8 protein-coding genes are annotated in these 13,057 nt (G+C 65.7%); 3 read left to right on the forward strand and 5 right to left on the reverse strand.

Annotated features, from left to right (window positions below; all coding sequences use genetic code 11):
* Positions 1-92 precede the first annotated feature (92 nt).
* From N008_RS07475 to N008_RS07490, 4 genes are all read right to left on the reverse strand, one after another.
* Positions 93-1,061, reverse strand: coding sequence for a lipid A deacylase LpxR family protein (locus N008_RS07475; protein WP_044014955.1), 969 nt, complete (start codon positions 1,059-1,061; stop codon positions 93-95).
* A gap of 161 nt (positions 1,062-1,222) precedes the next feature.
* Entirely contained in the window at positions 1,223-1,810 is a 588-nt protein-coding gene (locus N008_RS07480) for a hypothetical protein (protein ID WP_044014957.1), read from the reverse strand.
* Positions 1,811-1,907: 97 nt separating this feature from the next.
* On the reverse strand, positions 1,908-6,674 hold the full coding sequence (locus N008_RS07485) for a DUF3320 domain-containing protein (protein WP_044014959.1): 4,767 nt from the start codon (positions 6,672-6,674) through the stop codon (positions 1,908-1,910).
* Between the two features lie 122 nt (positions 6,675-6,796).
* A complete protein-coding gene (locus N008_RS07490; RefSeq protein ID WP_231569797.1) occupies positions 6,797-8,557 on the reverse strand; it encodes an amino acid permease in 1,761 nt (586 codons plus the stop codon).
* A 182-nt stretch (positions 8,558-8,739) separates the two neighbouring features.
* On the opposite strand from N008_RS07490, the gene N008_RS07495 reads away from it, so the two are divergent.
* The 3 genes from N008_RS07495 to N008_RS07505 all read left to right on the forward strand — a co-directional run bounded on the left by N008_RS07495 (position 8,740) and on the right by N008_RS07505 (position 11,631).
* The gene (locus tag N008_RS07495) at positions 8,740-9,447 is read left to right on the forward strand and encodes a carboxypeptidase regulatory-like domain-containing protein (RefSeq protein WP_156109092.1); all 708 of its coding nucleotides are present in this window, start codon (positions 8,740-8,742) and stop codon (positions 9,445-9,447) included.
* A 210-nt stretch (positions 9,448-9,657) separates the two neighbouring features.
* Positions 9,658-10,428, forward strand: coding sequence for a carboxypeptidase-like regulatory domain-containing protein (locus N008_RS21440; RefSeq protein ID WP_052381304.1), 771 nt, complete (start codon positions 9,658-9,660; stop codon positions 10,426-10,428).
* A gap of 39 nt (positions 10,429-10,467) precedes the next feature.
* Positions 10,468-11,631: a lipocalin-like domain-containing protein gene (locus N008_RS07505; RefSeq protein ID WP_044014963.1), complete on the forward strand. Its 1,164-nt coding sequence runs from the start codon at positions 10,468-10,470 to the stop codon at positions 11,629-11,631.
* Between the two features lie 10 nt (positions 11,632-11,641).
* Here the strand turns inward: N008_RS07505 and N008_RS07510 are convergent, their stop codons facing one another.
* Positions 11,642-12,823: an ATP-binding protein gene (locus N008_RS07510; RefSeq protein WP_044014964.1), complete on the reverse strand. Its 1,182-nt coding sequence runs from the start codon at positions 12,821-12,823 to the stop codon at positions 11,642-11,644.
* Positions 12,824-13,057 lie beyond the last annotated feature (234 nt).

Consider the following 13,057-nt stretch of genomic DNA (forward strand, 5'->3'; position numbering starts at 1 on the left):
CTCGCGTGCTGACGTTGTGATGCTATTTTTTACTACACTAGCAAGATTCCTCGCAGACTCGGAATGACGTTCTGCTTTGCTGTTCCAGTTCCTCAAAACCCTACCCGCACGCCGAACTGCACCCATTTGTGGGAGCGGGCACCATCGAACTCCGGGGAAATGTGGACGGCGGAGGCTTCCAGGCGCACGCCGGCGTAGCCGAGCCCGAGGGTGGCGGTGCGGCGCGCCACGGTGCGGCGGATGGCGCTGGCAGGCAGCGTGTAGGGGTTGTCGGAGCGGAGCAGGCCGCCCTGCATGGTGGCGTCGTAGCCGATGAGGCGGCCTTCCAGCTGGCCTTCGGCGTAGAGCTGCACCCGGCGCTGACCGGCGCGGGTGGCCGGGCCGCTCACGCCCAGGTTATTGAAATACGGGTTGAGCAGCCCCACCCGCAGGCGCGCGCCGGCCCCGGCGTAGGTGTAAAGCGTGCCCAGGGAAGCATCCGCCGCCCCAATCAGCTCGGCCCCGCGCCCGACGGCCAGCAGCTGCTTTTCGGCGTGGGCCTCGTACCCCAGCACCAAGTCGTTGCGGATCTGGTAGTCCCAGCCGCGGGGCGTGGGCGAATCCAGCCACTCGTGCAACTTGGTCTGGAAGCCCTTGGCGCCGGCCGCCGGCCCCATAAAGCCCAGGTTGAGCGCCGTGGTCAGGCGGAACCTGCGTGCTGGCTGGTTGGCGATGCGCAGGAAATCGGCGTACCAATACGAAGCATATGGCCGGTCGCCGACCCGGATGAACGGGTCCTGGATGCGCAGCGGCGTGAAGCCGTCGTAGTGCAGCCGGATGCCGTGGTAGCGGGTGCTGCCCGCCGGCACGGGGCCCAGCAGGCGGTTTACGGGCGAGCAGCTAAGCCCCGGCAGCACCAGCATGAGCGTCTGGCCCTGGGTGAAGTAGTAGTCGGAGCGGAAAAAGGCGTCGTTGGCAAAAGTGTAGTACACCAGCCGGTCGGGGCTGGTTTGGGCGCTGTCCGGGCGCTGGGCCTGGGCGAGGCGGGCGGTAAGGCACAGCAGCAGAAGAAAGAAGCGCATCAGCAGAAATACTTTCCGCTACCTACGCAGCCGCCCGCACTTCGGCCTTGCCCCCCTGTGGCACGGACTTCAGTCCGTAGCCCGAACACGTTGCCCGGAATGGTTGCGCAAAGTAGCCGGTGCCGGCGGGCTACGGACTGAAGTCCGTGCCACAGATTGGGCTACTCCGGCAGATAGGGCCAGCTGTGAAACTGCTCGGGCAGGCGCAGGCGCTGCGGATGAGCCAACAGATACGCTTGCACGCGGTTCAGCTCGGCGGTATCCAGTATGGGCAGCTCGTGGAAGCCTGTTTGCCAGAAGTCAGCTTCGGGCGGGAGCTGACCGCGCAGCAGGCGGCGGGCCTGAGCGGCGGTGCGCTGGTGCAAAAGCTCCACAGCTTTGTAGAGCGAGAGGCCCGCGCCGGCCGGCAGCTGCAGCACGGCGTGCAGGTGGTTGGGCAGCACCACGAAGCACGGCACCCGCAACCCCTGCTCCTCCAGCATCAGCAGCTCGCCGGCCACGGTCTCTGCTACCTTCTCCCGGGCCAGATAGTCGGGCCCCACGGTGCGGGCATCCAGCAGCGCATCAAACCCCGCAAAAAACACCTTCTCGGCCCGGCGGTGGGCCGCCTGGGCGTCGGCTTCGGTGGCGGCGCCACGCGCAGTTTCTTGGGCGGCAACGCGCTGGGCGTGCAGTTCGCGGCCCGCCCGCGCCGGCACGGAGCCCGCCAGACGCAGCGTGAGCAGGATGGTTTCGGGAGGTGGAAGCATCGTTCGGTTTGCTGACCTGTGGCACGGACTTCAGTCCGTAGCCCGCATCGTTGGTTAAGATAGTGCAGAGCCGGGCAGCTACGGACTAAAGTCCGTGCTACACAGCTGGTTTCACGACCCCATTCACTTCCACCAGCTCGCCCCGCTCCAGCAGGCCGGCCAGCAAGGGCTCCAGCTGCTGGCGCATTTCGTCGCTGAGGCGGGCGAAGCCGAGCAGGCGCACGGCCGGCAGGAACACAGCTTCCCGCGGCAGCCCGAAGCTTTGCGTTACCACGGTGCGCAGGGCCAGGGCCAGTTCTTCGGAAGCCACCAGGGCCAGCCGGCGCGAGTTGGCGGGTAGGTGGCTTCGGTCGCGGAGCGGGGGCTGCTGCATGGTGTTTTCCCAGAGGAAGTCACCGTGGCGGCGCAGGTGGCGCAGGTTGGCGGCCAGCAGCGCGGCTGCTTCGCCGGCTTTGCGGATGCGGGCCCCCACCTGCGTGGCGCCGCTGGCCTGCGCCAGCCGTCGGGTGGCTTCCTCGATGTGCACCGGGCTTTCGATGCGCACCACCTGGGTCAGCCATAAGGCCAGCTGGCTCAGGCCGTGCTGGTGCAGCGCCCGGTGCGCCACGGCGGCCGGCAGCTGCGCCACCTGGTAGGGCACCGCCACGGCAGCCGGTGCGGCTGCAGGTTCCTCGCGCACAACGGCTACCAAGTCCGCAATGGTTGTATCTGCCGCATCTTCCGCTGCCGGGGCCGGCCGACGGGCCGCTTCAATAGCCTGCACGGCCCGCTCGGTGGCGGCGGCCGGGTCGCGCAGCCAGTCGGTGCTCCAGATGTGGTGCAGGTGCCAGCCCATGGCTTCCAGCACCTGCGGGCGCAGCCGGTTTCGGTCGCGGGCCGAGCGGGCGTGGTGGTACATGGTTCCGTCGCAGCTGATGCCCAGCAGGTAGCGGCCGGGCTGGGCTGGGTCGACTACGGCCAGATCGAGGTAGAAGCCCTGGCTGCCCACCTGCGGCTGCACCGCGTAGCCCCGTGCCGCAAGGGCGCGGGCCACTACGGTTTCAAACGGCGCATCGGTGGACAGCATCGGCGGGCGCCCGGCCGGGCCGTACTGCGCGAAAGTCAGGAAGGCTTTCAGGGCCGCCACGCCTTTGGCTGGCGTGCGGTCTAGGTCGAGGTCGTCGGCGGTGAGATTGGTGAATACCTCGCAGCGCTGCCGGGCACGGCTGATGAGCACGTTGAGGCGCCGCTCGCCGCCGTCGCCGTTCAGCGGGCCAAAGTTCATGGTAAGCTGCCCTGCCGCCGTGCGGCCGTAGCCGAGGCTGATAAGCACCACGTCGCGCTCGTCGCCCTGCACGTTTTCCAGGTTTTTGATGAAAAACGGCTCATGCGGGTGCTGGCTGAAGAACGGCTCCGTTTCGGGGTGCTGGCGGCGGCTGGCTTCCACGGCCAGCTCGATGGCCTGCCGCTGGGCCATGCTGAACGCCACCACGCCCAGCGTGCGGCCGGGTGCGGTGCGGGCGTGGTGCAGCACGGCCGCCGCCACAGCCTGCGCCTCCAGCGGGTTGGTGCGCGTGGTGCCGCGCTCGTAGTGCGTGTGCGGCAGATGATGGTAGACCAGCCCCAGGTCGCCCGGGCCGCCGGGGCTCGGAAAAACCACCAGTTTGTTGTCGTAGAACAGCTGGTTGGAAGGCGCAATCAGCGACTCGTGCTGGCTGCGGTAGTGCCAGCGCAGCATCAGTTCGGGCATCTGGCGGGCGCGGCACAGCTCCAGGATGCTGGGGATGTCGGCCGTCACGTTGTCGGCCGGCAGGTCGGTGTCGTCGCCGGTCAGGGAGTCGAAGAACGAGGTGGGCGGCAGCTGCCGCGAGTCGCCGACCACCACCAGCTGGCGGCCGCGGGCAATGGCGCCCAGCGCCTCCACGGGCTTCACCTGGCTGGCCTCATCGAACACCACCAGATCAAACATCAGCGCGCCCGGCGGCAGGTAGCTGGCCACTGACAGCGGCGACATCATAAATACCGGCTTGATGGCCTGCACCGCCTGGCCAGCCTGCTGCATCAGGCGGCGCAGGGGCAGGTGGCGCGTTTTCTTGGCGAATTCGTGGCGCAGCAGCAGCATCTGGCCGGCGGCCTGCAGGTTGGGCAGGCGGGCGTGGTGCTGGCGCAGCGCCCGCACCCGGTTGAGGTGCAGCGCGGCCTCGTCGGCGAGGCGGAAGCGGGCGGTGGCTTCTTCGTGGCTGGCCTGCTCGAACTGCCGCAAAGCCGGGTGCCGGGCGTAGGCGTGGCGCTGCAGAAACTCCAGCCACGTTTGGTGTACGGCGGCCGCCAGGTGCTGCGCCGCCAACTCCCAGCGCTCGGCCAGCAGCAGCAGCTCCGGCAGGTTTTCGGCCTGCACGGTGGCCGCCACGTTGTTCCATTCGATGGTGAGGCGCAGGGCCGGCAGCTCGGCAGCCCAGGCGGCCAGCGTGGTCTGCTGCTGCCCGAAAGCCTGAAACTGTAGCCGGCCGTCGGGCCCGAACCGCCGGGCCTCGTTGAGCTGCAGCGCCTCGGCTACGACCTGCACGGCGGTGCGGTGCCGGGTTAGCGCGTCCTCCAGCGCCGCCACCAGCGCCGGCAAACCCGCCTCCAAACCGGTTCCTGCCGCTCCGCCGCCAGCGCCGGCCAGATACGCCAGCAGCTCCGGCGGCAGCTCGCCCCGCCCGATGCGCTGGTGGGTGCGCGTGAGGTATTCCTGAGCCTGCATCAGCAGCGGCCAGCCGGAGTCTAGCCCCCGCCAGGCGGCCCCAAACAACTGCCGGCCCAATGCCGCGGCGGCGCCCACTACTTGGGCGTAACGCGCAGCGTCCTGCACGGCGTCTGCGCCGGCCAGCATATCGGTGGCGGCTTTGGGCAGGGGGCCGCGCCACAGCTGTTGCAGCCGGCGGCGGGCCCGGCGGTAGTCGCCACTCAAGAACCGCCACCACTTTTCGCCATAGGTAAGCACAGCGGCGCGCTCGGCCTGCAGATCCTGCTCCCAGGCTTCGGGCAGCAGGTACGCGGCGTACTGCTGGCGCAGGGTTTGGTAACGGGTGCCTGCCTGAAATACCTCGGTCAGGTGTGCTGGCTGCTGCGTCCAGGCGGCATCGGCTACGGCGGTACCGGCCAGCGGCGGGGCCAGCAGGGCGTGGCGGGCCGCCGGCAGCAGCTGTTCGGCGGCGGCGCGGTCGGCGGGTGCGGGCAAGCCCAGGCGCCCGGCCAGCTGCTGAGCGGCGGCCTGCAGACTGGTTACTGCCGCGTGGGCCGCGGGCAGCAGCGCCGCCAGCGCATGGAGCTCGGCCGGCAGCAGCACCGTCAGCTCGCTGCCCCAGAACGGCAGGCGCTGCGGCACGCCGGTTTTCCGGAGAGTGGCCTGCAGCCGGGCGGCCAGGATTTCGGCGTGGGCGGCGTCGGCATCGGTCCAGGAGGCCATATCTGGGAAAGGCACGCGGGGCAGCTCCACTCCTTCGGTTTGCTCCTGCAGGAGCAGCAGCTCGCCGGCCACCTGCTGGGCGGTGCGGCGGCTGCCGGCAATGGGCGAATTCACGGCCTGCGCGTACTCGTTGAGAGTGGCACGGTAGCGCGGCAGGTTCGCCAGCTGGTCTTCCAGCGCGGGAGCGGCGGCCGGGCGGCCCAGCTGCAGCGTGCCTTTCAGCTCTTCCAACACCGCCTTTTTGTTGGTTTTATGGCTGTGCAGCTCCAGGCAGGCCACGCCCAGCCCCAGCGCATCCAGGCGGCGTTTCACCACTTCCAGCGCCGCCATTTTCTCGGCCACGAACAGCACTTTCTTGCCGGCGCCAATGGCCTCGGCCAGCAGGTTGGCAATGGTCTGCGACTTGCCGGTGCCGGGCGGACCCTGAATGACGAGGTTGCGGCCTTCGTGCACGGCCAGCAAAGCCAGCAGCTGCGAGCTGTCGGCATCCAACACCTGGTGCAGCTCGGCGGCAGGGCGGGCGTCGTCGAGAAAATCGGTTTCACTGAAGGTGGGCGGCTGGTCCTGAAAGCCGGTTTCGGGGCCGAGCAGCGCCTGCAGGGCGGCGTGCCGGAGCAGCGGGCTTTCGGCGGGCCAGGCGGCCGGGTCCAGGTCGCGGTAGAGCATCAGCTTGCTGAAGGAAAAGAAGCCCAGCGTGATGCTGTTGGGGGCCACTGCCCAGCGCGGCAGGCCCGCTACGGCGGTCTGCACGGCGGCCACGTAATCGGGCCAGGGCTGCTCGTCGAGGTCGGGCAGCGGCAGGTGCACGCCGAAATCGGCTTTCAGGCGGGCCTGCAGGCTGAGGTTGCCTTCGGGCTCGGCGCCGGAATACAACAGCCGAAACCGCTCGGCCACGGTGCCGCGCTCCAGCACCACCGGCAGCAGCAGCAGCGGCGCCTGCCGCGGCTCGGGGCTGGTGGGGGTTTCGTACCAGGTGAGGCAGCCCAGCGCCAGGTACAGGATGTTGGCGCCGGTTTCTTCGAGGCTGGTGCGGGCCGTGTAGTAGGTGTTCAGCAGCCGGCTTTCCAGCTGGTCGGCGGTTTCGGCGGTTTGCAGGCGGCTGTCGAGCGGGTCTACCACCGGCGGTAGCGGGGGCGCGGCCGGAACCGGCTCCGGGAGCGGCAACCCCAGGGCTTCAGCCCGGCGGGCGGCGCGGGCGGGGTCGCCTTTCCAGCCGAGGCGGGGCGCGGCCGGGGCTTCGGGCAGAGGCGCAAACTGCAGCACCCGCAGCCGGCGCACCAGCAGCTCGTACACCGCCGCCGCGTCTTCGCCCACCACTGCCACCCCGCGCACCTTCGAGGACCGGAAGTTGAGCAGCGGGTTGCGCAGCCCCAAATCCAGCAGCTCCTGGCGGGCGGCTTCCAGGCGGGCAGCAAGGAGGGAATCAGCAGGCATAAAGCACCATAAAAATCAATGAAGGCAAGCCGACAGCTTCGGTTTCCTGACACAACAAACCCGCCTACTGCAGCAGCGGGCGGGTTTGTAAAAAGGGTGGCCGAACTGTAGAACTACCGCTACTACGCGGCCTTTTTCAGCCCCAGCTTGCTGTGCTTGTAGCCGTAGTTGAAGTACAGGAACAGCCCGATAATCAGCCAGCCGAAGAACAGCAGCCAGTTGTTGATGCCGAGCTGGGTCATCAGGTAGAGGTTGGTGAGGAGGCCCAGGGTGGGCAGCAAGCTCAGCTTCTTGCGGAACGACAGCCACGCCAGTCCGATGCAGAACACGATGAACACCAGCATCGGGATGTAGTGGCGGAACTCCTCGTAGCCGCCGTCGCCGCGCACGGCGCTGCCGAAGGCCGCGAGGCCAACCTGGTTGTAGGAAAACAGCAAGCCCAGCCCGATCAGCATGATGATCGGCACCAGAAACTGGCCGTTGATGTAGGGCACCTTGAAACGGGCGTCACTCTGGCCGTGCGGGTCGATGACGAGGATGCCGCCGCACACCAGCGCGAAGGCAAACAGCGTCCCGATGCTGGTCAGGTCAATCACCAGGTCCATGTTGAGCAGCAGCGCCGGCACGCCCACGAAAAAGCCCGTGACGATGGTGCTGAACGACGGCGTGTGGAAGCGCGGGTGCACGCGGGCAAACACCGGTGGCAGCAGCCCGTCGCGGCTCATAGTCATCCAGATGCGGGGCTGCCCGATCTGGAACACCAGCAGCACCGAGGCCATGGCGAAGATGGCCGATACGGCCACCACGCCCGCCAGCCAGTTGAGGCCCACTTTCTGGAACACGAACGCCAGCGGGTCGCCCACGCCCAACTCGGTGTAGCTCACCATGCCGGTGAGCACCAGCGTAATCACCACGTAGAGCACGGTGCAGATGATGAGGGCATAAATCATGGCCCGGGGCAGGTCGCGCTGGGGGTTTTTGCACTCCTCGGCCGTCGTCGAAATGGCGTCGAAGCCGATGTAGGCGAAGAACACCGCCGACACGCCTTTGAGCACGCCGCCCACGCCGTTGGGCGCGAAGGGGGTCCAGTTGTCGGGGTTCACGTAGAACACACCCACGGCAATAACCGTGGCCACCACCAGCAGCTTGAGCAGCACCAGCAGATTGGAGGCGTTCTTGGATTCCTTGATGCCGATGTACACCACGGCCGTGATGAGCAGCGTGATCAGGCCGGCCGGCAGGTCAATCACCAGCTTCAGGTCACCGAAGAGCGTGGGGGCCGAGTTCCAGGCGTTGTAGCCTTCCAGCTGGGTGGCGGTGGCGGCCGAGAGCGGCTGGCCGGCCTGCATCAGGGCCAGTACTTCGCTGTAGTGCTTGTGGGCGCTTTGCATGCCCATCGTGAGCCATACGGGCATGTCCCAACCTACGCCCGAGAGCAGCCCGGTGAAGTAGTCCGACCACGAAATAGCCACCACGATGTTACCGACGGCATATTCCATAATTAGCGCCCAACCGATAATCCAGGCCACCAGCTCGCCAAACGAGGCGTAGGCATAGGTGTAGGCCGAGCCGCTGACCGGGATGGTGGCGGCGAACTGCGCGTAGCACAGCGCCGAAAACGCGCAGGCAATGGCGGTGAACACAAACAGCAGCGACACAGCCGGGCCGCCGTCGTGCGAGGCGTTGCCGATGGTGCTGAAAATACCGGCTCCGATGACGGCCGCAATGCCCAGCGCCGTCAGGTCGCGGACGGTGAGGTGGCGCGCCAGGCCCCCGCCCCCGCCGTGGCCTTCGGCGTCGGCAGGCGGGTTGTGCAGGATATCAGTGAGGCTTTTTCGGCGGAACAGGCCGCCAAAACGGGAGGGAGGTAGTGTATTAGACAAAGCAGTGGAGCGAGGTAAGAGGGGCAAAAGATACAGAATAATGCGGCTAGGCTGCGTATTGCTGCCTCACAACCCCAGCAGATGACTCTGGCCTGATTTTTCGGTAGCTTTCCCCGGCGGCGGCCGGGGCACTGCCTAATTACCTTGCCTGCTGCTACTTTCCTCCTCCTTTCCCTTCCGCTATGGCCTTCTCCGTTCCGAGTCCCTGCCCTAAAGCTTGGGCCGACATGATGCCCACCGCCGACGGCCGCCACTGCGGCAGCTGCCAGCACGAAGTCGTGGATTTCTCGCGCATGACCGAGGCCGAAGTGACGGCCTGGCTGGCCCGGCCGGCGGCGGGCAGCGTCTGCGGCTTCTTCCGGGTCGGACAGTTTGCGCCGCCTGCCGCCGTGCTGGCCCCGCCCGCCCCGCGCTGGCGCCGCTGGGTGCTCACGTCATTGGCGCTGCTCAGCTTCAAGCCCCTGGTCAGCTCCTGCCAGACCACGGCCCAAACCACCACAGCCGGCCCCGCCCCCACCTCCCAGACCGACGCCCTCGCCGACGCCCCCACCGGCCAGGTGACCGTGCGCGGCCGCGTCCTCGACGACTCCACCGGCCTGGGCGTGCCCGGCGCCGAAATCTTCATCGGCGACACGCCTTACGGCGCTACCACCGATGAGCAGGGCAATTTCAGCTTCGTGATGCTGCAGAAGTGGGCCGCCGTGCAGAACGGCAGCGTGCAGCTGCGCGTGCAGGGCAGCCCGTTTGTGTTCGTGGCGCAGCAGATAGCCGTGGCCGTGTCGCCGGCCCCCGCGCCGCTCACGGTGCGCCTGAAGTCGATAGAAGGCCGCGGCCAGATCATGGGCCGGATTGCCCAGCACGACCCACCCCAGAAGCCCCCACTGAAGTAGCCCGCTGTTTGTGTGTGGCACGGACTGAAGTCCGTAGCCCGACTGCACCGGCCCGCCCGCGCCACCCAGACGAGCCGGCTGGCGCACCATATTCGGGCTACGGACTGAAGTCCGCGGCATACACACAGCTATCCAGACAAAAAAATTTGAACACGGCTGTGGAATCGGGCTGCGGGCAGCATCAGAGGGACAACCTTTCTGCTACCCGCCATGCCACAGCCGCTTCGCCTCTCCGTTCCGCAGCCCTGCTCCGAAAGCTGGGCCGCCATGACGCCCGCCGCCCAGGGCCGCCACTGCGCTGCCTGCGCCAAAGTCGTCATCGACTTCACTACCCTCAGCGACGCCGAGGTAGTGGCGCTGCTGCACCGCACCGCCGCCCCCTGCGGCCGTTTCCGCGAAGACCAGTTGCAGCGCGTGCTATGGCCCCTGGCTGAGCCAGCACCACGATGGCGCACCTGGCTGGCCGCAGCGGCGGCCGTGCTGGGCTTGCGGGAACTGGCGGCGGAGCAAAGCGTTGGGCAGCAGAAAGCGGCTATGCAAGGCAACACGCCCATGCCAGGCCACCAAAAGACGGGCCACCAGCAGCCGCTGTTTGCCGCAGCAGAGGCATTGGCCAAGCAGAACACTGTACGGGGCAGAGTCATCGACCAGGCCACGGGCGCCAGGTTACCCGGTGTTACGGTGCTGCTTCGGGGCACGACTGTTGGTGTTTCCACAAACTTCGATGGCTCTTTTGAGCTTGCGGTTCCGCTCACTTACCAGCAAGACACAACAGCCGTGGTCAGCTTTCATTCTATTGGCTACGAAACGCAGGCAGTGAGCCTACAGCAGCTTCGCCACCGAAACGTGTCAGTGGGTATGAAGACCGACGACTACATGCTGAGTGGTATCGTTGTGGTGGATGGCTATGCTACCCGTCAACTCAAACCCTGGCACCCGCAGGCGCTGTGGAACCGGCTGCGCAACGCTTTTCGGCGCTAGCCCCAAACCTTTCCGCCCCCAAAATCCTTATTCCGGGGTATGAAGAATTTGCTGCTTGCCACCTTATTTCTGGTTTTTGCCACCTCGGGCTGCGCCCTGAAGCCCACCAATAAGTACGACGTATTCACGGAGCGGGCCCAGCTGCCGCAGGAAGAAGCCGTGCACAAGCAGAACTCGCTGGAGTGGTGGTACTTCACGGGCCACCTGCGCGACGTGAAAACCGGCGAGCAGTTCGGCGTGGAGTACGTGTTCTTCCACTTCAACATCACCGGCAAGAAGGACTGGCAGATGGTGAACTTCGCCATCACCGACCCGCAAACCAAGCAGTTCCGCTACGACTACAAAGTGGAGCGCCTACCCAAGCTGCTCGATTCGGCGCTGCCGCTCAATCTGAGCATGGAGAAAAAAGACCAGCAATGGACATTGGTTGGCCAGGAAGAAGGCCGCTATAAGTTGCAAGCCCGTATGGCCAGCCACCGCGGCCACGCTATCAATCTGGTTACTGCACTTCACAAACCTGTGCTGCTGCACAGCGGCACGGGCTACGAAAACTACGGCGACGTGGCCAAGGCCGGCTACTACAGCTACCCGCGCCTGAGCACTACTGGCACGATTGAAGTAGACGGCAAAGTGCACGAAGTGACCGGCCACTTGTGGTATGACCGGCAGTGGAACTGTAACTCCGTCACCAACAAAGGCATTGGTTGGGACTGGTTTTCGCTGCAACTCGATGAGCCTGACAAGGACATGAAGGGTTTAGGAGGCTTTACGCACCACGAAATCATGACCTACCAATTGTTCGACCGCAACTCCAGCCGGGTAGTAAGCGGCGGCACATATAATGGCAGCCAGGCAGGCCAGGCCGTAGACCTTGAAGCCAAAGACTTCCAGCTTGATGTGCTCGAATACTGGACCAGCCCGCACTCCAAGCTACGCTATCCTAGCAAGTGGCGCCTACGCATTCCTAGTCAGCAATACGACCTCACCATCACGCCCCTCGTGCCCGACCAGGAGCTGACCCTCAAGCTGTTTGCCGGTATCAAGATGCGCTACTGGGAAGGCATGTGCAGCGTGGAAGGCACCCACAACGGCCAGCCCATAAGCGGCAATAGCTACGTGGAGCTAACGAACCGAGGCAAAGCTGGCAAAGACCCACTCACTCCGCAGCCTACCGCTACCACGGCCGCGCCGGCTGCGCGCTAGGCACCGCTGCCTACCCCTTCAGCACCACCCGGAAAGTGGTGCCGCGGCCCACTTCGCTCCATTTCACGAAAAGGCGGCCCTGGTGGTAGTTCTCGATGATGCGCTTGGCCAGGGCCAGCCCCAGGCCCCAGCCGCGCTTTTTGGTGGTATAGCCGGGCAGAAACACGTTGTCGATCTTGCTCTTCGGGATGCCTTTGCCGGTGTCGGTGATGTCGATGGCAATGCCGGTTTTGTCGCGGACGGGGCGGCGCAGGTGCAGCGTGATGCTGCCGCGGCCGTCCATGGCATCCACGGCGTTTTTGCAGATGTTCTCAATCACCCAGTCGAACAGCGGCACGTTCACCAGCGCCGGCGTGTCGGTGGGCAGGTCGGTCTTGATTTCAAACGTCACCTTCTTCGACACCCGGCTTTGCAGGTAGGAAATGGCGTTCTGGGTGGTGCGCAGGATGTTTTCGGGCTTGAGCACCGGTACCGAGCCGATGTTGCTGAACCGCTCCGTGATGATCTGCAGCCGCCGGATATCCTTGCTCAGCTCCTCCACAATGGGCTCGTCCTTGAACCGCTCACTCTCGCTCAGGTAGCTCTGCCAGGCCATCAGGCTGCTCAGGGGCGTGCCCAGCTGGTGCGCGGTTTCCTTGGCCAGGCCCACCCACACGCGGTTCTGCTCGGAACGGCGCGAGTAGCTGAACGCGAAGTAGGCAATGACGCCCAGGCAGGCAATCACGGCCAATTGCACCAGCGGATACGTGCGCAGCTGCGCCAGCAACACCGAATCCTTATAGTAAATGCGGTTGCGCAGCCCGGCGCCCAGCTCAATAATAATGGGGCGGTGCTGCTGCTCCATCACCGCAATTTCGCGCCGCAGGTACGCAATGGCCGCCTTCTCCGACTTGCCTTTGGGCACGGTCACGTTTTTGGCATCCACGATGTTGCCCTCGTCATCGGTGAGGATGATGGGAATGGTGGTGTTGGCGTTGATGATTTCCTCGAACACAAAGTTGGTGTTCGAGTCGACCTCGGAGTTGATGATGAAGCGCTGGGCCTTAGCGTAGAGCGCAATCTGCTGCTGCTCCCGCTCCGACACGCGCTGTACCAGAATGTTGGTGTAGATAACGGTAGCGGCCGCAATGAGCAGCGCCACGGCTACAATCAGCAGCTTGATACGGGATTTTTGGTCGTAGATGGCTATCAAAGCACGAAGGAAACGCGGGTGAAAGTCCGGCAGCAACGGGCCGCCGGGCGCGACGCCGGCCCCGGTTTGCCCCGAAGCCCGCCGGGCGGAACGAAGGTACAACGCGCCGCCGGGCGCTGCCGTTACGCCAAAGGCCACCCACCGGGCCGCTTATCAGTTGATTTTTGTCAGTTTATCGATTCAAAAAGACGCTTTAAAGCCCTAAAACGCAATTTCAACCTTTCTCGAACCAGG

The organism is Hymenobacter sp. APR13, assembly GCF_000737515.1.
In the GTDB taxonomy this organism is placed as follows: Bacteria; Bacteroidota; Bacteroidia; order Cytophagales; family Hymenobacteraceae; genus Hymenobacter.

Excerpts from the sequence above, each read along its gene's own strand:
- N008_RS07505 (WP_044014963.1), top strand. The coding sequence starts at position 10,468 with ATGAAGAATTTGCTGCTTGCCACCTTATTTCTGGTTTTTGCCACCTCG.
- N008_RS21440 (WP_052381304.1), top strand. The coding sequence starts at position 9,658 with ATGCCACAGCCGCTTCGCCTCTCCGTTCCGCAGCCCTGCTCCGAAAGC.
- N008_RS07480 (WP_044014957.1), bottom strand. The coding sequence starts at position 1,810 with ATGCTTCCACCTCCCGAAACCATCCTGCTCACGCTGCGTCTGGCGGGC.
- N008_RS07485 (WP_044014959.1), bottom strand. The coding sequence starts at position 6,674 with ATGCCTGCTGATTCCCTCCTTGCTGCCCGCCTGGAAGCCGCCCGCCAG.
- N008_RS07495 (WP_156109092.1), top strand. The coding sequence starts at position 8,740 with ATGGCCTTCTCCGTTCCGAGTCCCTGCCCTAAAGCTTGGGCCGACATG.
- N008_RS07475 (WP_044014955.1), bottom strand. The coding sequence starts at position 1,061 with ATGCGCTTCTTTCTTCTGCTGCTGTGCCTTACCGCCCGCCTCGCCCAG.